General features: G+C 38.5%; 21 protein-coding genes. 18 read left to right on the top strand and 3 right to left on the bottom strand.

Annotated elements, in window-relative coordinates:
* The first annotated feature begins 79 nt into the window (after positions 1-79).
* The 6 genes from AB3I00_RS11575 to AB3I00_RS11550 all read left to right on the top strand — a co-directional run bounded on the left by AB3I00_RS11575 (position 80) and on the right by AB3I00_RS11550 (position 6905).
* Positions 80-535 (top strand): hypothetical protein, encoded by a 456-nt coding sequence (locus AB3I00_RS11575; RefSeq protein WP_002290187.1) that lies wholly within the window; start codon positions 80-82, stop codon positions 533-535.
* A gap of 464 nt (positions 536-999) precedes the next feature.
* The gene (locus AB3I00_RS11570) at positions 1000-1275 is read left to right on the top strand and encodes a hypothetical protein (protein WP_002290188.1); all 276 of its coding nucleotides are present in this window, start codon (positions 1000-1002) and stop codon (positions 1273-1275) included.
* A gap of 12 nt (positions 1276-1287) precedes the next feature.
* Positions 1288-3366, top strand: a complete 2079-nt coding sequence (locus AB3I00_RS11565; RefSeq protein WP_368025256.1) for a cation:proton antiporter — start codon at positions 1288-1290, stop codon at positions 3364-3366.
* 158 nt (positions 3367-3524) lie between these two features.
* Entirely contained in the window at positions 3525-5408 is a 1884-nt protein-coding gene (locus AB3I00_RS11560) for an ABC-F family ATP-binding cassette domain-containing protein (protein WP_002290190.1), read from the top strand.
* An 11-nt stretch (positions 5409-5419) separates the two neighbouring features.
* The gene (locus tag AB3I00_RS11555; RefSeq protein ID WP_368025255.1) at positions 5420-6367 is read left to right on the top strand and encodes a thymidylate synthase; all 948 of its coding nucleotides are present in this window, start codon (positions 5420-5422) and stop codon (positions 6365-6367) included.
* A 19-nt stretch (positions 6368-6386) separates the two neighbouring features.
* Positions 6387-6905: a dihydrofolate reductase gene (locus AB3I00_RS11550; protein ID WP_104870058.1), complete on the top strand. Its 519-nt coding sequence runs from the start codon at positions 6387-6389 to the stop codon at positions 6903-6905.
* Between the two features lie 63 nt (positions 6906-6968).
* Here AB3I00_RS11550 and AB3I00_RS11545 read toward each other — a convergent pair whose 3' ends face one another.
* The gene (locus tag AB3I00_RS11545; RefSeq protein ID WP_086286099.1) at positions 6969-7622 is read right to left on the bottom strand and encodes a hemolysin III family protein; all 654 of its coding nucleotides are present in this window, start codon (positions 7620-7622) and stop codon (positions 6969-6971) included.
* A gap of 129 nt (positions 7623-7751) precedes the next feature.
* On the opposite strand from AB3I00_RS11545, the gene AB3I00_RS11540 reads away from it, so the two are divergent.
* The 6 genes from AB3I00_RS11540 (at position 7752) to lepB (ending at position 11826) form a co-directional block, all read left to right on the top strand.
* Positions 7752-8594: a DegV family protein gene (locus AB3I00_RS11540; RefSeq protein WP_002290196.1), complete on the top strand. Its 843-nt coding sequence runs from the start codon at positions 7752-7754 to the stop codon at positions 8592-8594.
* A gap of 156 nt (positions 8595-8750) precedes the next feature.
* Positions 8751-9644, top strand: coding sequence for an SGNH/GDSL hydrolase family protein (locus tag AB3I00_RS11535; RefSeq protein ID WP_010732778.1), 894 nt, complete (start codon positions 8751-8753; stop codon positions 9642-9644).
* Positions 9645-9649: 5 nt separating this feature from the next.
* Entirely contained in the window at positions 9650-10363 is a 714-nt protein-coding gene (locus tag AB3I00_RS11530; RefSeq protein WP_368025254.1) for a YpmS family protein, read from the top strand.
* Positions 10364-10382: 19 nt separating this feature from the next.
* The gene (gene msrA, locus AB3I00_RS11525) at positions 10383-10901 is read left to right on the top strand and encodes a peptide-methionine (S)-S-oxide reductase MsrA (protein WP_002288397.1); all 519 of its coding nucleotides are present in this window, start codon (positions 10383-10385) and stop codon (positions 10899-10901) included.
* On the top strand, positions 10898-11125 hold the full coding sequence (locus AB3I00_RS11520; RefSeq protein WP_002290200.1) for a YozE family protein: 228 nt from the start codon (positions 10898-10900) through the stop codon (positions 11123-11125). Before msrA ends, AB3I00_RS11520 begins: the two co-directional genes overlap by 4 nt.
* Positions 11126-11274: 149 nt before the next feature.
* Entirely contained in the window at positions 11275-11826 is a 552-nt protein-coding gene (lepB, locus tag AB3I00_RS11515; protein WP_002290203.1) for a signal peptidase I, read from the top strand.
* Between the two features lie 87 nt (positions 11827-11913).
* Here lepB and AB3I00_RS11510 read toward each other — a convergent pair whose 3' ends face one another.
* Both AB3I00_RS11510 and AB3I00_RS11505 read right to left on the bottom strand, forming a co-directional pair.
* Complete coding sequence (locus tag AB3I00_RS11510; protein WP_002315205.1) at positions 11914-12456, bottom strand: folate family ECF transporter S component; 543 nt, start codon at positions 12454-12456, stop codon at positions 11914-11916.
* 236 nt (positions 12457-12692) lie between these two features.
* The gene (locus AB3I00_RS11505; RefSeq protein ID WP_002290207.1) at positions 12693-13091 is read right to left on the bottom strand and encodes a VOC family protein; all 399 of its coding nucleotides are present in this window, start codon (positions 13089-13091) and stop codon (positions 12693-12695) included.
* 260 nt (positions 13092-13351) lie between these two features.
* On the opposite strand from AB3I00_RS11505, the gene ylqF reads away from it, so the two are divergent.
* From ylqF to xerC, 6 genes are all read left to right on the top strand, one after another.
* Positions 13352-14212 (top strand): ribosome biogenesis GTPase YlqF, encoded by an 861-nt coding sequence (gene ylqF, locus AB3I00_RS11500; protein WP_002315204.1) that lies wholly within the window; start codon positions 13352-13354, stop codon positions 14210-14212.
* Positions 14205-14972 carry a ribonuclease HII gene (locus tag AB3I00_RS11495; RefSeq protein WP_368025253.1) on the top strand — a complete coding sequence of 256 codons (768 nt, stop codon included), beginning with the start codon at positions 14205-14207 and terminating at the stop codon, positions 14970-14972. The genes ylqF and AB3I00_RS11495 overlap by 8 nt, the downstream gene beginning before the upstream one ends.
* A 55-nt stretch (positions 14973-15027) precedes the next feature.
* Complete coding sequence (dprA, locus tag AB3I00_RS11490; RefSeq protein ID WP_104764183.1) at positions 15028-15885, top strand: DNA-processing protein DprA; 858 nt, start codon at positions 15028-15030, stop codon at positions 15883-15885.
* Between the two features lie 121 nt (positions 15886-16006).
* Positions 16007-18085 carry a type I DNA topoisomerase gene (gene topA / locus AB3I00_RS11485; protein WP_002288411.1) on the top strand — a complete coding sequence of 693 codons (2079 nt, stop codon included), beginning with the start codon at positions 16007-16009 and terminating at the stop codon, positions 18083-18085.
* Complete coding sequence (trmFO, locus tag AB3I00_RS11480) at positions 18054-19430, top strand: FADH(2)-oxidizing methylenetetrahydrofolate--tRNA-(uracil(54)-C(5))-methyltransferase TrmFO (RefSeq protein ID WP_002372288.1); 1377 nt, start codon at positions 18054-18056, stop codon at positions 19428-19430. The genes topA and trmFO overlap by 32 nt, the downstream gene beginning before the upstream one ends.
* 197 nt (positions 19431-19627) lie before the next feature.
* Positions 19628-20533: a tyrosine recombinase XerC gene (gene xerC, locus AB3I00_RS11475; RefSeq protein WP_002290220.1), complete on the top strand. Its 906-nt coding sequence runs from the start codon at positions 19628-19630 to the stop codon at positions 20531-20533.
* Positions 20534-20559: the final 26 nt, after the last annotated feature.

The following is a 20559-nucleotide window of genomic DNA, read 5'->3' as shown; positions in this document are numbered from 1 at the left end:
TAAAATGTGACCACTTACATAAATTTGTGCTAAACTGAGGAAGTACAAGAATAAATTACATCATAAAGGAGTCTTTTTAATGAGTAAAGAAATGACAGCGCTAAAATTTTATTTTAGAAATGGAGAAACATGGACGATTAACCGCCGCCACATCGGCGATCTTTGGATCAAACAAATCACAACAAGTTTTGGACGGATCAACGGCAGTGAATTTGTTGAAATCCATCCATGTGCCGGATTTAAAATCGAAATCTTCCATGAAGGGGACGCAGTTGCGACACATGATATCAACTTAGGTGGACTGGAAATGGGCATGTTTAATCGTGCATTGAAATACGAAGATATCGAACGAATGGAAATCCTTTATCGCAATGGAACACCTGATCTTGTATACTTCCCATATCTAGATAAAGGAACAGAAGGATTAGACAACCAATACCAATCTACAAAAATCAGCGAAAAAACAGGTAACTTGTACATCGTAATCAACCCAGACCAACGTGTAGAAGATGTATACGGAGAATTTTTCGAATAAATTGATTTTACGCAAAAAATGAGGTTGTGAAAGAGACATTCAGCCTTGAGCGATGATGAAAACTCTAACAAAAAAATTGCGACGAGTAACCGCAGGAGCGATAAGAAGTGATGTTGAAAAATAGCTTCTCATATTTTACAACATCGTGCCTTATGGCTGATAGGCTGTCTCTAGAACACCATTTATTCAGAATAAGGGGCTGTGACAAGATTTTTGTCACAGTCTTTTTTTTGTTATGACAAAGGAACAAGGAGGATATGATAAAAAAACGGATATTATTTTTGTTAGAAACTTTTATCTTTCTTAAGTTTTACTTGATATCTGTGACTATTTGGAATAGAATGAGGCGTTGAAAAATTTATGGAAATTTCTAACTAGCAATAAACGATGAAACAATGAAATATTTTTCATTCAAAGAGAACTTTGCTATAATGATGGAAGTTTGTGTATAGGAGATCTAGAAAATGAGAGAAAGTTTTGAACAACAAAAAAAACTGTTGCATGATCGCTATGGCGCCCTTTCGATGGATGACCGCCGTCAAATACTTTGTAAGTTGCGTAAAAGAAATATATTGATGTATCGTCAGTTGGAACGTCTGAAACATGATCTGCTTCGTTTGGAGTCAAAACGTGTACAGTGTGAATTAGAGGGAAATCAAACACAAGTTGAAGTAGTTGAAACCAAAATTTTAAAGAAAAAAGAACAATTTTTAAAAATGCTTACACAAAATAAAAAATAAAGGGGATGGACGATGGAATTTGCTGAGTTAGTTATTGTATTTGCAGTAACGATCACCTTATCGAACATAGCTAGCCGCATTTTGCCAATGATCCCAGCTCCACTGATCCAAATTTTCCTTGGAGTGGTATTAGGTCTGACAGAGTGGGGACAATCAGTTGATTTTGAACCTGAATTGTTCTTGGTTATGATCATTGCACCATTATTATTTAGAGAAGGAGAAAAAGCAGATATTTCTTCGATTCTCAAAAATTTCGGGACGATTCTGTTCTTGGCATTTGGCGGAGTCATTTTGACCCTTGTCGGCGTAGGTGCGACGTTGTCATTCCTGTTGCCAAGTGTCCCTCTTGCTGCCTGCTTTGCTTTTGGAGCAGCGTTAGGTCCGACAGATGCGGTAGCAGTCAGTTCGCTTTCTGGACGGGTGAATATCCCTAAGAAAGCAATGCATATTTTAGAAGGAGAAGGCCTGTTGAATGACGCATCTGGTGTTACTGCCTTCCAGTTTGCTCTTGGTGCGCTGATCACCGGTTCTTTTTCCGCAGTAAATGCTGGGATGAGTTTAGTGGTCTCCAGTATTGGTGGAGCTTTGATCGGTTTTTTGCTTGTCTGGTTCAAACAAAAAATAATCCATTTGATTGAAAAAGCATCGGCACAAGATGTCACAGGGTATCTGCTGATCGAACTTTTGCTTCCCTTTCTAGCCTATGTATTGGCAGAGGCATTTGATGTATCTGGAATCATTGCTGCAGTGGCAGCAGGTATTCTCCAAGCTTCTGGTTTTAGAAGAATCACCGTGTTTGATGCAGAGTTATCGAGTTTGTCCCACAGTACATGGGCAACTATTGCTTTTACACTGAATGCATTAGTGTTTATATTCTTAGGAATCGAACTGACACAAGTATTCTCGCCGGTATGGGGCGACGGTTTATATCCAAACGGTCTTTTGTTAGCAATTATCGTATTGATCTCTATTATGCTTTTTGTGATTAGATTCATTTCCATCAGTCTTTTTTATGTATTCAAAGATGGCAGTAAAAAGTTCAAAAAACAGTTGAACGAGATCTTGATTTTGACATTTGGCGGTGTAAAGGGAACAGTCAGTTTGGCTACGATCTTTATTTTGCCCTTTTCGATCAATAATATGATGTTTTACCAGCGATCTTTACTTTTGTTTCTGACGGCCGGTGTCATCTTAGTGACTTTGGTCATAGGGATCATTGTCTTGCCTATGCTGACGGAAACAGAGGAAGCGAAAAGCACGGATTTGAATGCTTTGATGATCTTAGAAGAGGTCGTTGAAGTTTTGCGAAAAGAAATAAAGGAAATTGATCGTGATACAAAAGAATTTTTAGCCACTGAAGCAGTGATAGAAAATTACCAGGAACGGATACGTGATTTGTACTTGGAAGATTTAACCGATGATGAAAAGCAAGAAGTACAAGAAATACAAGCGCTGATTTTGTCGATCGAACGCGACGGATTAGATGAAAGTTATCGTTCGGGTAAACTTTCTTCTAATGGTTATCGCTTTTATTCCCGTTTTCTTTCCCGGTTCGAACATTCGATCACCAGTCAATTTTTATCTTTTATCGGCTTTTGGTTCATTGTTGTCCGTAGGTTGATGCGAATCGTTCTCCACCCCAAAATGTTTTGGCAAAGAAGGTATGCGGATCGTCAGACATTTATTAGTGATGAAGATATCCAAGAAATCAGGGAGACATATCAAAAAAATACCCAATTGATTATTGAAAGTTTAGATAACTTGACTGATATTTATGATGAAACGATGCTTCAATTTTTTATCCAGCAACGTAAACTTGAGGGAATAAAAATGAGCTCGGGGAATTTGATTTCTTCGTGGATGATCCAGCAAGATAGCCTGTTTACGAAAAAAATGCTGAGAGGTTATTATCTTGAAAGAAAAATCATTGATGAATACGAAGTTGCTGAGAAAATCACGACGTTTTCTGCGAATAGCTACCGTAGGAATATCAATTTGTTAGAATCTTATACGATGAACAAACCGTCAGATAACTTTTCTTTCCGATTTGCGTTTCGAGCAAAGTCAAAAAAATCGAGCGCAACGAAATAAAAAAATAGATTTTCAAGAACGATAAAAACAAAACATGTCAGAACAGGATCGGATCGGTCCTGTTCTTTTTTTGGAACACAAAAAGAACAAATTCGAAAAAAATTTTCCTGAAGTTCACTATTTTTATGATACAATATCCAAGATAAGGAGGGAACACGTTGAAAGAATTAAAAGTAACTGACCTCAAAAAAACTTATGGTGAAAAAGATTTGTTTGACCAGATTTCTTTTTTGATCCACGAAAAAGACCGTATCGGGTTGATTGGGACGAACGGGACGGGTAAAACAAGTCTCTTAAATATTATTGCTGGTATCGATAGCGGCGATGGCGATCGGCAAACAGTGTTTTATCCAACTGATTACCGTATAGGTTATCTTTCTCAAGCAGCTGAATTTTCTGATGAACTAACTGTTCTCCAAGCAGTCTTTCAGGGAAACAGTCCCTTGATCCAAACTGTTCGAGCATATGAGGAAGCATTGATCGAACTTGGGGAAAATGGAGAAGACCCTAATGTGCAAAAACGTTATGCTAAAGCAGAAGAACAAATGAATAAAGAAGATGCTTGGACCACAGATACCAATGCGAAGATTATTTTGCAAAAATTAGGAATCAGTGAATTAGATAAAAAAATAAATACGCTATCGGGTGGACAGAAAAAACGAGTTAGTTTAGCTCAAGTGCTGATTGATGAACCCGATTTACTATTACTAGACGAGCCAACAAACCATTTGGATTATCAAGCGATCGAGTGGTTGGAAAACTATTTGAAACAATACCGTGGCGCCCTACTGATGGTTACCCACGATCGGTATTTTCTAGATAGAGTAGCAAACCGGATCTTCGAACTTTCATTTGGGAAATTATACGAGTACAAAGGAAATTATGAAGCTTACGTCTTAGAAAAAGCAGAACGTGATCGTGTAGAAGTAGAACAAGAAGAAAAGCGCAAGCGGCTTTATAAGCAAGAACTAGCATGGATGAGGGCAGGAGTGCAGGCTCGCGGTACCAAGCAGCAAGCACGAATCAACCGTTTCGAAGATCTAAAGGAGAATTTATATCAAGTAAACCAAGAAGATGACTTAGAATTGAATCTAGCGACACAACGTTTAGGAAAAAAAGTACTGGAAATCAAAGATGGCAGTTACCGTATAAATGACCAAACACTGCTAGAACATTTAGATTTGCTGATCCAATCTCGGGAAAGGCTAGGAATTACTGGTAAAAATGGGGCAGGGAAATCGACATTGCTTAATATTCTAGCTGGCAGAATTCCTCTGGATAGCGGTACAATTTCTATCGGTGAAACGGTTCGGCTTGCGTATTATACACAAGAAAATGAAGAAATGGCACCAGATAAACGGATGATTGCTTACTTGCAAGAAGCTGCTGAAGAAGCAAAAACGGCTGATGGCAGTCAAATCGGGGTAGCAGAATTACTTGAACGATTTTTATTTCCGAGATTTATGCATGGGACACTGATTGGCAAACTTTCAGGCGGAGAAAAACGGCGATTGTTTTTGTTGAAACTGCTGATCCAACAACCCAATGTGTTATTATTGGATGAACCGACCAATGATTTGGACATAGCAACATTGACGATTTTGGAAGACTATTTCAGAAGTTTCCCAGGTGCTGTGATCACTGTTTCCCATGACCGTTATTTCTTGGATAAGGTAGCAGATAAGCTATTGGTATTCCAAGGAAACGGAAAACAAGAACTTTATTATGGAAACATGTCCAGTTATTTGCTGAAGCAAAAAGAACTCCAGCAGCCTGCTGAAAAAGTGAAGCCAAAAACACAGAGCAAGGAACCTGCTGGAAAGAAAAAATTATCTTATATGGAGCAAAAAGAATGGGAAACGATTGAAGAGGATATTGCAGAACTTGAAGAAAAAATCTCATTGCTCCAAGAAGAGATGAATCATCAAGGAGATGATTTCACTCGGTTACAGGAATTGCAAAACGACGTATCTGAGACAGAAGCACAACTTGAAGAAAAAATGGCACGTTGGGAATATTTGAGTGAATGGGCAGAAGATTAGGAGGAAAAGGGATGGAACAAGCGTATCTTGACTTAGGAAGAAAATTGTTGGAAGAAGGACATCGTAAAGAAGACAGAACGGGCACGGGCACGTTAAGTTTATTCGGGTACCAAATGCGGTTTGATCTGCAAAATGGGTTTCCTTTGTTAACAACGAAACGAGTACCTTTTGGCTTGATCAAAAGCGAACTGCTTTGGTTTTTAAAAGGAGATACGAACATCCGCTATCTATTACAAAATAAAAACCATATTTGGGATGAGTGGGCATTTGAACGCTATATCAAAAGTACAGATTATAACGGACCAGATATGACTGATTTTGGACATAGAAGTTTGGCAGATCCTGAATTCAATGAAGAATACAAAAAGCAGAGCAAACTTTTTTGCGAAAAGATCCTAACAGATGATTCCTTTGCTGAGAAATACGGTGATCTTGGTCACATCTACGGTTATCAATGGCGGCATTGGGAGACAAAAGACGGCGGTTTTATCGATCAAATCAAAGAAGTGATCGAAGCAATCAAAAAGACACCTGATTCTAGAAGATTGATTGTCTCTGCATGGAATCCAGAAGATGTTCCTAGCATGGCTTTGCCTCCTTGCCATACGATGTTTCAATTTTATGTGCAAGAGGGACGGTTAAGCTGCCAATTGTATCAACGTAGCGGGGATGTCTTTCTAGGTGTTCCGTTCAATATTGCAAGTTATGCGTTGCTGACTCACTTGATTGCACATGAAACAGGTTTAGAGGTGGGAGAATTTGTTCATACATTAGGAGATGCTCATCTTTATATCAACCATATCGAACAAATGAAAGAACAATTAAGCCGAGAAGTACGCGCATTTCCAACTTTAGCTTTGAATCAGGAAAAGCAGTCAGTATTTGATTTTGAGATGGAAGATATCCAGTTAGAAGGATATGACCCACATCCAACGATCAAAGCGCCTATCGCTGTTTAAAATCAGAAAGGATGAGAAAATGTTAGCTGCAATTTGGGCACAGGACGAAAACGGATTGATTGGAAAAGAAGACCGTCTTCCTTGGCATTTGCCAAATGATCTGAAATTCTTTAAACAAATGACAGAAGCAAATACATTAGTGATGGGACGTAAAACTTTCGAAGGGATGGGCAGCCGTCCGTTGCCGAATCGTCAAACGATTGTTTTGACTAGAGATCCTTCCTATACAGCAGAAGGCGTGCATGTTATGCATAGTGTAGAAGAAGTGCTTGCCTTGGAAAAAGAAACAGACGGTATTTTTTTCATCGCCGGAGGTTCAGCTGTTTATCAAGAATTTCTACCATTTTGTACGATATTATACCGGACAGTCATCCATCATATATTTGATGGAGATGCTTATTTTCCACCTGTTGACTGGTCTGATTGGTCATTGATCAATACGAGTCAAGGAGAAATAGATGAAAAAAATCGTTACCCGCATCAATTTGAAACCTATCAGCGTAATGAGAATCCTTTAAAAAAAGGGACAGGCGAATAGACGATAAAAAAAACTATTGATGGAACAGCTTTTATTAGAGCTGACCCATCAATAGCTTTTTTATTAAGTAAAGAATAAAACAGAGAAGTACATAAAACCTGCACCTAACATAACAAACAAATGCCAAACAACATGCATATAGCGGATAGAATTCAAACTATAAAAGAATGCGCCTATCGTGTAAGAAAGGCCGCCTGCCACCATCAAAATAACACCAGTCATTCCAAGAGAATGATAAAGAGGAACAGCAGCCACGACACAGAGCCACCCCATAAAAATATAGATGATCGTAGATACTTTTGATACTCTCTCGCGTTTATGCAACGTCAACGCTTTATATATAATGCCAAGAATCGCAAACAACCAGATCAATACAAATAAAGTCCAACCTAGCCATCCTCGGATACTCAGCAAACAAAAAGGAGTATAACTTCCTGCAATCAAAAGAAAAATCGAACTATGATCGAATACTTGGAACACCTTTTTTGCTTTTGTAAAAATCAATGAATGAAACAACGTAGACGTTAAAAATAAAAGAATCATCATCGATCCATAGATAGCATAAGAGACAATATGGAGAGAGGAATGCAAGTGGACACCCTTTATCAAAAGAATCACTAGTCCTGCGATACTCAATCCAGTCCCAATTCCATGGGTGATTGCATTAAACACTTCATTTAATATTTCATACGTTCGATTAAATTTCGTTTTTTCCATGAAAACGGCTCCTTTACTAGGTGTAATTAATGAAAAATCATTATTTGTCTGTTATACTAAAAATAGAAATTGTCTTACATGTAGTTTAACATGAATAAGGCATCTTGTTAAAGAAAGAGAGAGAAAATAATGACAAACGTAAAAATCGTAACAGATTCTTCATGTACGATGGAAAAAAACATACGCGACGCTTTAGGCATTCGTGTCATGCCGCTATCCATCATGATCGACGGAACAGTATATCCGGATGATGACCAATTAGACGGTGAAAGATTTATGGAAATGATGGCGAAAGCAAAAAATCTGCCAAAAACCAGCCAACCACCGATTGGAGAATTCATCTCAATGTATGATGAGTTAGGAGAAGACGGCAGTGAAGTGATTTCGATCCACATGACAAAAGGCTTGAGCGGAACAGTAGAAGCAGCAAGACAAGCTAGTAATTTAACAAAAACGAAAGTAACGGTTATCGACAGTGATACCACTGACCAAGGTTTATCGTTTCAGGTAATTCGAGCAGCTGAATTAGCAAAAGAAGGTAAATCAGTAGAGGAAATCCTTGAAGAAGTCAAAAAAGTACAAGATCATACAAAATTATACATCGGAATTTCCACACTAGACAACTTGGTAAAAGGTGGAAGAATCAGCCGAACGACTGGTTTACTGTCTAGTGTTTTGAACATACGCGTGGTGATGAATTTCGCCCACTCTGAATTGATTCCTGTAACGAAGGGGCGAGGAAAGAAAACGTTTGACAAATGGTTCAATAATTTGAAAAACGAACTGAAAGAATTGCCAAATGTGCGGCAAATCGGCATCTCACATGCGGATGCAAAAGAATTGGCACAAGAATTCAAAGAAGGTCTGCAAGAATTGTTTCCTGATATGCATATCCCTGTACTGCATACGAATCCGGTTATCGCTACGCATACTGGGAAAGACGCGTTTGCAATCATGTATTACGTAGACTAGTCAAAAAGAGGATAAGCCCTCAGCCTGCAAGGCTTTTAGCTTATTCTCTTTTTCTTTGTAAAAATAGGAAAATAATTATTTTCTTTTTTCATAAAGACTACCTTTTTGATAAAATTTTTGATAACATTAGACCAATCGAATACAAGAGGTGAAAAGATGAAATTAACGAAACGACATTTGATCCTCGTTTTGTTCCCATTATTAATTGCGATCATCATCTATGCAGGTCTAGCTGCTTCCATACCGAAAGCTGGCCCTCTAATGAAACCAGTAACTACTGTGAGAGAAGATCCAAATAAAAAAGAAAAACTTCACTACATAGCTATCGGAGATTCGCTGACTGAAGGAGTAGGAGATCAAACCAAACAAGGAGGCTTCGTTCCCCTTGTCGCAAATGATCTAAAAGACCGTTATAATTTGACTGCGGTTGAAACAGAAAATTATGGTGTAAATGGTGAACGAAGTGACCAGATCTTAAAGCGAGTAAAAACAAAAGAAGAAATTCGAAACAATATCAAAACAGCTGATTTTATCACGCTGACTGTTGGCGGAAATGATTTGATGAAAGTTATCCAAAATAATTTGTTCGGGTTAACGGTCAATTCCTTTAAAAAACCGCTGAAAAACTATCAGGAAAATGTCACAGAACTATTGGAAGAATTTCGATCCCTCAATAAAACCGCGCCAATTTATATTTTAGGCATCTACAATCCATTTTATTTGAACTTTCCTGAAATCACTGACATGCAGACCATCGTTAATAATTGGAACAAAGGAACAGAAACGGTAACGAAAAAAATGCCGAACTGCTACTTTATCCCAATCAACGATTTGCTTTATCAAGGATTGAATCAGGAAGTAGGTGTCACGGAAGAAGGCACAGATCAAACAACTAGCACGACAGAAAATCTAAATGGTATCAAAAACAATGTGCTTTACGAAGAAGATCATTTCCATCCGAATAATTTAGGTTATCAATTGATGGCAAATGCAGTGAGAGATCAGCTGATCGAGACACAAAACCAATGGCTAGAGAAGGAGGACGATTAAAAAACATGAAAACAAGATCTGGAGCAACTTCAAACAAAGCAAAGAAAACGAATTACTGGAAAGTCGCCTTTCTTATCCTTCTTGGGGTAGTACTCGGTTCGACAGTATTTTTAGGTAGCCGTATTTTTGCTAATCGGGAACCAGAACTCCCAGAAATACCTGCCCTCACGGAAAGGCAAGGCGATCCTGTCCTCACGATCAATTCAAATAAAGAAAAAGTCAATCAAATCATTAGTTTTTTCCTTAGTGAGTATCAAAAAGATAGTGATATCGAATATAAATTCTATTTGGAAAATGAAGCACTGCTCAATGGTACTTTCGAAGTATTAGGTTTTCCTATCAATTTCTATTTATATTTTGATCCTTATGTGATGGAAAATGGAAATGTCCAACTAAAAGCTAGAAGTCTTTCTATTGGAACATTGAGTTTGCCAATCAAAGATGTGATGAATATGATCAAGAGAAACTATAAATTGCCAAATTGGATCGAAGTTAATACAGATGATTTGACTATCATGCTTAGATTAGATCAATTCCGAATGCAAAACGGGATGTATATTAAAGCAGATAAAATCGACTTAGTAAATGATGACATTCGATTTAGTCTATATTTGCCAAAAGATACCTCTGATGCTTCAAACAACTCAAATACAAACAAAACTAGCAACAGCAGTACTGAAAGCAAAACAAAAGAGAACAATAAAACATCAAATGAGTAGTATTAGAGGAGGAATAATAATGGAACGAGCAATATTTGCAGGAGGCTGCTTCTGGTGTATGATCCAACCTTTCGATACGCTTCCTGGTATTCATACAGTGATGTCAGGATATACTGGAGGACACGTACCAGATCCAACTTATGAACAAGTAAAAAGCCAAACGACTGGACATACGGAAGCAGTGGAGATTATCTATGATCCAACATTGATTTCATATGAACAGTTAGTAGAACTTTACTGGCAGCAAACGGATCCGACTGATGCTTTTGGACAATTTGAGGATCGCGGCGACAATTACCGTCCGGTCATCTTTTATTTGACAGAAGAACAACGGATCATTGCTGAAAAAAGTAAGAAACAGCTAGCTGAAAGTGGACGTTTCGAACAGCCAATCGTTACGAAAATCGAACCAGCCCAACCATTTTATCTAGCAGAAGAAGACCATCAAGAGTATTATAAAAAGCATCCTGAAAATTTTAAAAGAAACCATGCACGCCGGGCTGCCTTTATTGAAGAAAATTGGAGGAACGAAGGGTGAATCGAAGCTTTTTTCACTATTTAATGACACTGCGAGGCGGTGGTGTACACGATACTTTATCTATTTTTGCTACAGAAGCCGGTAAAGATATCCAATTCCCTAAGCACAGCTCTAGCTACGAAGAAATTTCTAGTTATCTAGAATTGAATGTCGACTATTTGCCATCCATGGATATTTTTGACGAAGCCTGGGAAAAATATTTAGAGAACAATCATGACTTATAAAAATTGGCTTTCCATTTATGATCCAAGCGCTTTTTGTCCAACAGTTTGATAGAAAGAATTATTTTTATTTCAGCTATCTAGTCGCATTTTTTTGATATTTTTCTTATAATAAAGAAAGAATGAAAAAACAAGGGATGGATTGATAGAGATTGACAAAAAAACAACGCTATATTGATCGCTTCTGGCTTATATTCAAATACTTACTTGTTTCTGTATTCATTGCGTTCATGTTGCGGGGATTTTTGTTCATCCCTGTACCAGTAGAAGGCAATTCAATGGAAAATGTCTTGAAACAAGGCGACATGGTTGTGATGGAAAAATTTTCGGAGATCAGACGATTTGATATTGTTGTTTTTCAATTAGCAGATGGGACGATTTATATCAAACGAGTAATCGGGCTTCCAGGAGAAAATGTTAGCTACCAAAATGATCAATTGAAGATCAATGGAAAAGTAGTGAAGGAGCCTTATCTAACTAAAAACATGAAGTCAGATCATGCAAATGCGTCCTATACGACGGACTTCACACTACAAGAACTGACGGGACAATCGAAGCTTCCCGAAGATAGTTACTTTGTACTTGGAGATAATCGAAGAGTTTCAAAAGATAGCCGCTCATTTGGTACGATCAATAAAACGGATATTTTAGGTAAAGCAAGATTCGTGTATTATCCGCTTGATGAAATAAAATGGATCCAGTGAGAAATAATAAAGAGGTTGTGACCATTCTTTTGTCACAACCTCTTTATCGTTTGGTCCAAAATCAGCATATTACCTTAGTACATAAAATCAAACAGCTCGTTTAAACACTTTTCTAGCCTCTAAAGCTTTGATAAATGAATAAACGACTGTTACTTGAATAGGAATCTGGATCATATTCCTGATAACCCTACCTAGAAAAATCACTTTGAAATCTGCACCAAACAAAACAGACATCAGCCAAGAATTGATAAAAAGGCTAACTGGAATCATAATCAATAGTTGGGCGGCGATGACGGAAAGCAGATTTATCTTTTTATGATATAAAAATAAGCCATTGATAAACCCACCAAGGAATGCTGTGATAAGAAAAGCAGCTTGAAACGTACCTGAACCAAATATTGTGAAATTCAAAGTGTTCGACAACATTTCAAGCAAACCAGCCCAGATCGGCCCATATAGATAACCCATAAGCGCCATACTTAAAAATCCGAATGTGACTTGAAAATAAGCAGGACCAATCGCTATCTTGTATAAGATGACATCAAGGGCTAATAAAAGGGCAGAGGTCGATAACAATCTTGCATTCATTTCAGGCAATCTAAAAACGTCTTTTGCAATCAAAGTGTTCAAAATATTCTCTCCTTTGTCAGTTAATAAGAAAAGGATACCATAAAATCGCCAATGTGTCATGACACCTTTGCGATTTACACAAGTAACCATCCAACGACTAATAAAAGGAGAAGAAGACTGATTTTATAAACTGTAAAAAAGGCAATTGTACGATCGAAAAAAATAGAGGTGGAGAATACTTATCGTATCACCCATCTCTATTTTTTTGTTATAAAAACGTCAGTTTTGTTATCTGCTTACATCTTCATCCATACGGGTTCTAATGTGTTTCCATCCAAATCTTGGACTTCTAATGAAAACATTTCTTCTTCAGGTATTCCCATATCGACTTCGTGGAAAGTACCACCATTTTCTTTGGCAATTTGAGCGAATTTTTTTACTTTGTCCGCGTTGTCCATGCTAAACGAAATCAAAGCGCCACTTGTTTTTTTATTATCGGCTATTTCTTTATCTTTTATAAATTTTTTATAAAAATCATGAGAGAGGAGCATCACCCAAAAAGTGTCATCCCACACCATTGAACTAGCTTCTTCAGTAGAGAATTCTTCGTTTTTTTTAAACCCAAGCTTTTCATAAAAAGCAACGGAACGATTGACATCGGCAACAGGAAAATTAACAAAAACCATACTATTCATTTGTTTCGTCTCCTTTCTGCTTTGTTCGTCTATCATCTCTTATTTAGGAAACGCTGTCAAAAAATCAGGCTCGTATACAGAAATCAAAATAAAAAATTTACATCATCAAAAAAGAGAAGATGTGATAGAATGAGGACTGGTTCACTTTCACTTAACTAATAGATAGGATTTTTTTATAATAGAAAAAGTGAATATGTATTGAAAAATAAAAAACAAGTAAAGTCGGAGAATATTCCGATATGAAAGGAATGGAGAGAACAATGACCATCCAATGGTTTCCAGGACACATGGCAAAAGCCCGACGAGAAGTTTCTGAAAAAATGAAATATGTGGACATCGTATTTGAATTGGTAGATGCACGTTTACCTTTATCTTCTCGTAATCCAATGCTAGATCAGATCATTCAGCAAAAGCCTCGGCTTGTTTTGTTGAATAAAGCGGATCTGGCAGATCCACAACAGACAAAGCTGTGGCAAGAATATTTTCGTAAGCAAGGCCACCTTGCGTTAGCTATCACGGCACAAGAAAGTAAAGGAATCAAAGGGCTAGTACCTGCAGCTAAAGAAGCGTTGAAAGAAAAGCGAGCAAGAGACGCTGCTCGTGGGATCAAGCCTCGCGCTATTCGGGCAATGGTGTTGGGTATTCCGAATGTTGGAAAGTCTACGTTGATGAATCGACTAGTAGGCAAAAAAATTGCTCAGACAGGAAATAAACCAGGTGTAACAAAAGGTCAGCAGTGGCTTCGTTTAGGTAACGAGTTGGAATTGTTAGACACACCAGGGATTTTATGGCCTAAATTTGAAGATGAAGAAATCGGCAAAAAACTAGCGCTGACAGGCGCCATCAAAGACCAACTTGTCCATTTAGATGATTTGGCGATTTACGGATTGGACTTTTTTGCCCGATATTATTCAGGAAGAATCAGCGATCGTTATGGTTTGCCAATCGAGCAAGAAGAAAAATTGGCACCGGAATTGCTGATGGATATCACAGCAAAACGTGGGTATAAAGAAGACTATGATCGCGGCAGCGAACTAGTCGTGCATGATATCCGTCAAGGAAAACTTGGTCGATACACATTGGATCGTTGCGAAGAAATGGAGCAAAAAAGCGATGAATGAATCCATCCAAAGTATCAAAGAACGATTGAAAAGCATACAGAGAATAGATGATCCTGCACTAGAATCATTGAGAAACGATCCACGCAAAGGCGTACAGCAAGCGCTAGTTTCTTTTGAACGACGATTGAAAAAAGAGGCATTGATCAAGGAAAAATATGAAGAAATGTTTTGCTTTGAAAAACAAGGGTACGCACAAGGTCACCAATGGATTGCCGGCATTGATGAAGTAGGAAGAGGACCGTTAGCTGGACCTGTCGTGGCAGCTGCAGTTATCTTGCCGAAAAATGAGATCATATTAGGGCTGAATGATTCAAAACAGTTATCAGAGAAAAAACGAGAACTTCTTTCTCAACAAATTCAAGAAAAAGCTTTGGCCATCGGGATCGGAATCATTGATCAGCAGGCAATCGATGAAGTGAATATTTATGAAGCAAGTAAATTGGCGATGATCCAAGCAGTAGAAAACTTGTCTATTGCACCAAGCTATTTGTTGATCGATGCGATGACCTTGGATTTGCCTATACAGCAGGAAAAAATAATCAAAGGGGATGCACGATCTGTGTCGATTGCGGCTGCAAGTATCATTGCTAAAGTATATCGAGACCAATTGATGAAAGAATATGACGTGCTTTATCCTGGGTATGGTTTCTCGCATAATGCAGGCTATGGAACAAAGGAACACTTAGAAGGACTTGAAAGACAAGGGATTACGCCAATCCATCGCAAAAGTTTTGCACCTGTAAAAAAATATTTACAATAAAAAACAGCCGCTTTTACGTATCTTATTAGAAAGAGAGACGAAAGGCGGTTTTATGATGTATCAAATAGAAGAGAATTTATTGAAACTTGCTTATGCAAAAGGAATCAGTAGCCAAGGGAAATGGGCACTTGCTAACTGGATGATGCAGTATCCTTACAAAGAAATCGGATTTGAAGACATCGTTAAGATAGGAAAAATCACCGCACATCGGGAGCTGTTCCGTACAAGTTGGCAAGAAATTCACAATAATTGGGACAATATCCAATCGAAACAGTCGTTTGTTACTTGCTTTGATCCCAACTATCCCCCTCAGTTGCTTCACTTGACCTATCCGCCAATTGTCCTGTTTTACAGTGGTGACCTGTCTTTACTTTCTTGTAATATGTTGAGCGTTGTTGGTGGAAGACGTACTTCTGCTTTAGCCAAAAAAACAGTTTATTATTTACTAAAACCAGTGGTAGAAGCTGGATATGTGATCGTCAGCGGCTGCGCGAAAGGGATAGATACATACAGTCACCAAGCAGCAATCTTTCATGGTGGACGGACAATCGCGGTCATTGGAACAGGGATAGAGCAAGTCTATCCTGCTGAAAATCGTGACTTGCAAGAGGTGATTGCAAATGATCATCTTCTTTTGAGTGAATATCCTCCTCAATCCGGCCCGAAAAAGCATCGTTTTCCAATGAGAAATCGTATTATCGCAGCTTTGTCTAAAGGAACATGTGTCTTTGAAGCCAAGAAAAAAAGCGGCTCTCTGATAACAGCACAGCAAGCATTGGATCTTGGAAGAACAGTTTTTTCTGTTCCAGGAAATATTTTAACAGAACATTCTACCGGATGTCATCATTTGATCCAAGACGGTGCAGTTTGCACGGTTTCGGGTGAAGATATCTTGGCAGAATTTAAAGAATAACACCATACTTTTCATTTGCTTTTCTTGACAAACGTTTTCTGAATGGATATGATTAGCTACGATTTGTATGAATCCTCTTTTAATAGTAGGAACACGACAATGGAAAGGAGTCCATTCAGTAATGGCGTATAAATATTTAGTGATTGTAGAATCACCTGCAAAAGCCAAGACGATTGAGAAATATCTTGGACGAAACTATAAAGTAATGGCCAGTGTTGGCCATATAAGAGATTTACCGAAAAGTAAAATGGGTATCGATTTTGAAAACAATTATGAACCCCATTATATTTCTATACGCGGAAAAGGCGATGTCATCAAAAGCCTGAAAGCCGCAGCAAAAAAAGCTCAAAAAGTTTACTTGGCAAGTGACCCGGATAGAGAAGGAGAAGCGATTGCTTGGCATTTAGCGTACCTACTTGGGTTGGATCTGAAAGAAAAAAATCGGGTGGTCTTCAATGAAATCACAAAAGATGCAGTCAAAGCAGCCTTTAAGGAACCAAGAACGATCGATGTAGATTTAGTAGATGCACAGCAAGCACGTCGTACCTTAGACAGAATCGTTGGTTATTCGATCAGCCCTATTCTTTGGCGCAAAGTCAAGAAAGGGTTAAGTGCAGGACGTGTCCAATCTGTCGCTTTAAAAATTATTATTGACCGTGAAAAAGAGATCCGAGAATTTGTTCCAGAAGAATATTGGAGCATCGACGGTAATTTTAAAAAAGCTCGCAAGAAATTCAAAGCAAATTTCTGGGGAATCGACGGTAAGAAAAAGAAATTACCAGATGCACAAAGTGTAAAAGAAGTCACTGCTAGAATTGATGGAACAGACTTCGAAGTTAAAAAAGTAGAAAAGAAAGAGCGCAAAAGAAACCCTGCGAATCCTTTCACTACAAGTAGCCTGCAACAGGAAGCTGCCCGTAAATTAAACTTTCGAACAAGAAAAACCATGATGGTAGCACAACAATTATATGAAGGAATCACTTTGGGTAAACAAGGAACAGTCGGCTTGATTACATACATGCGTACTGATTCTACCCGGATTGCCGATACAGCAAAAGCAGAGGCCGCAGCATTTATTGAAGATACGTATGGAAAAGAATTTTCTAGACATGATCACCGAAAGATCAAAAATGCTCAAGGTGCACAAGATGCCCATGAAGCTGTGCGTCCAACAAGTGTGCTTCGTACACCAGATGAACTCAAACAATATTTAGATAAAGATCAATTGAAACTTTATACATTGATCTGGTCACGTTTTGTGGCTAGTCAGATGACGCCGGCTATTTTGGATACAATGAAAGTAACATTAGAACAAAATGGTGTGATCTTCATTGCGAACGGTTCAAAAATCAAATTCAAAGGATTCATGCAAGTGTATGTGGAAGGTAGAGATGACGGCAAAGAAGAGAAAGAAAATATTCTTCCAGAACTTGAAGAAGGCGATGTCGTCCAATCTGTTGATATTGAACCAAAACAGCATTTTACTCAACCACCTGCACGTTTCAGTGAGGCTACGTTAATTCGTGCACTAGAAGAAAACGGGGTAGGGCGACCTTCCACTTATGCACCAACACTTGATACGATCCAAAGACGCTACTATGTAAAATTGACACAAAAAAGATTTGAGCCGACAGAATTAGGAGAGATTGTCAATTCGCTGATCTGTGAATTCTTCCCTCAAATCGTCGATATCCATTTCACAGCAGAAATGGAAGGAGATTTGGATAAAATCGAAGAAGGCACGGAAGCGTGGGTCAAAGTAGTCGATCGTTTCTATAAACCGTTTGAAAAAGAACTGACGAATGCGGAAGAAAAAATCGAAAAAATCCAAATCAAAGATGAACCAGCAGGATTCGATTGTGATGTCTGTGGACATCCGATGGTGATAAAATTAGGGAAATACGGGAAGTTTTATGCTTGTAGCAATTTTCCTGATTGTCGGAATACCAAACCGATCGTAAAAGAAATCGGTGTGACTTGTCCAGTATGTCATGAAGGGCAAGTCATCGAACGAAAATCTAAGAAAAACAGACTGTTCTACGGTTGTTCTCGTTTCCCAGAATGTGAATTCACTTCTTGGGATAAACCAGTGGGCAGAAATTGTCCAAAATGTGACGGATATCTGGTCGAAAAGAAAGTCAAAGGTGGCAAACAAGTAGTCTGTGTAAATGGAGACTACGAAGAAGACATCCAAAAATAATAGAAAAGAGGTTCTTTCATTGAAAATGGTAAATGTTGTTGGAGCAGGACTTGCCGGAAGTGAAGCTGCTTGGCAGATCGCACAAGCAGGAGTACCTGTCCGTTTATATGAAATGCGTCCAGTCAAATCGACTGAGGCGCATCACACAAGTAATTTTGCTGAACTAGTATGTTCCAATTCACTAAGAGGAAACAGTTTGGCTAACGCAGTAGGATTATTGAAAGAAGAAATGCGACGATTGAATTCAGTAGTAATCACTTCGGCAGATGAAACAGCAGTGCCAGCTGGTGGTGCTTTAGCTGTTGACCGAGATTCTTTTTCTGAAACGATTACCCGAAAAGTCAAAGAGCATCCATTAGTAACAGTGATAAACGAAGAAATTACTGAAATACCAGAAGGAATCACCGTAGTAGCAACAGGACCGCTGACTTCTCATCCATTGGCAGAAAGCATCAAAGCATTCAATGGTTCAGATGGTTTTTATTTCTACGACGCAGCTGCACCGATCGTAGACAAAGCTACGATCGATATGGATAAAGTATATTTGAAGTCCCGCTATGACAAAGGAGAAGCAGCTTACTTGAACTGTCCGATGACAGAAGAGGAATTCAAAGCTTTCCATGAGGCACTAATCAATGCCGAAGTGGCAGAACTTAAATCTTTTGAAAAAGAAAAATATTTTGAAGGATGTATGCCAATCGAAGTAATGGCACAGCGTGGATTCAAAACAATGCTTTTTGGTCCTATGAAACCAGTTGGATTGGAAGATCCTAAAACTGGCAAACGTCCTTATGCTGTTATCCAGCTACGTCAAGACAATGCTGCAGCTTCTTTATACAACATCGTGGGCTTCCAAACTCACTTGAAATGGGGCGAGCAAAAACGTGTTTTCCGGATGATTCCTGGATTGGAAAATGCTGAATTCGTTCGCTATGGTGTTATGCACCGAAATAGCTTTATGAATTCGCCAGAATTACTGAAACCGACGTATCAATCAACGAAACGCGAAGATTTGTTCTTTGCAGGTCAGATGACTGGTGTAGAAGGCTATGTTGAAAGTGCAGCAAGCGGATTACTTGCTGGAATCAATGCCGCACGCTTAGCAAAAGAAATGGAACCAGTCGAGTTTCCACAAGAAACAGCTATTGGAAGCATGGCTTATTACATTACTCATGCGGAAGGAAAACATTTCCAACCAATGAATGCCAACTACGGTCTGTTTCCTGAATTGCCGGAACGCATTCGGGACAAAAAAGCAAGATATGAAGCAATTGCCCAACGCGCTTTAAAAGCGAATGAGACAATAAAAAAAGAATTAGAAAAAACAGCAGTCCCAAATGAGTGAGCAAACTCGATGAAGAGGGTGAGACGGATAGTCTCGCTCTTTTTCTTGCGTTTTTCTTAAGGATTTCTCAAACAAAATGTGGGGAATTGCATTAATTGTGAACAAACTTAGAAATATTGGTTAAATTCTGACAATTTATTTGTCTTTTTGTAGACGCTGTGCTAAATTATTCTCTGGGACAAAAGGAAGGTGAGAAAATGACGGAAGCCACGTGGGAACAAAAATTTTTGCGTTATTTGATTGTCGAAAGAGGATATTCAGAAAAAACGAAAGAAGCATATGAAGAAGATATTCTCCATTTTAAACATTTCTTGGAGGAATCTGGAGACGCTGATCTGCTGAAGGCGGAATACTTTACGGTTCGTGTCTATTTGAGTGCATTAGCTGATCATCGCCCCAGCTATAGCAGAAACTCTATCAGTCGCAAGATAGCTAGCCTACGTTCGTTTTATCAGTACCTTCTCAAAGAAGAAGTGATAAAAGAAAATCCATTTTCTTACGTTCATCTCAAAAAGAAAAATTTGAGATTGCCACGTTTTTTTTATGAAAATGAAATGCAAGCACTTTTTGACAGCGTAGCAGGAGATAGTCCTCTAGATTTGAGGAACCGCGCTTTGCTGGAAGTCCTTTACGGATCTGGTATCCGTTTAAGCGAGTGTAGCAATCTGTTGGTATCAGACATTGATTTTGATTCAGAGGTTATGTTGATTCATGGTAAAGGAAACAAGGAGAGATACGCGCCTCTAGGTTCTTTTGCCCAAGATGCTCTACAAGAATATTTCACAGAAGGCCGTCAGGTATTGATGACAAAATATCACGAAGAGCATGATATTGTTTTTGTGAATCATCATGGAAAACCAATCACGCCTACTGGTATTGAATATGTCTTGAATCAGATGATCAAAAAAAGCAGCTTGGATAGCGATATCCATCCCCACATGCTGCGCCATACATTCGCCACTCATTTATTAAATAATGGGGCAGATTTGCGGACAGTCCAAGAATTGTTAGGACATGCCAATTTATCAACTACCCAGATCTATGCCCATGTAACAAAAGAAAGTTTACAAAAAAACTATCGTTCATTCCATCCAAGAGCGTAAAATAAGGAAAAGAACAAATTTAGGAG

The organism is Enterococcus sp. C76 (genome assembly GCF_040886985.1).
Classification (GTDB): domain Bacteria; phylum Bacillota; class Bacilli; order Lactobacillales; family Enterococcaceae; genus Enterococcus_B; species Enterococcus_B lactis.
This window is presented reverse-complemented; position numbering and strand designations above follow the sequence as displayed.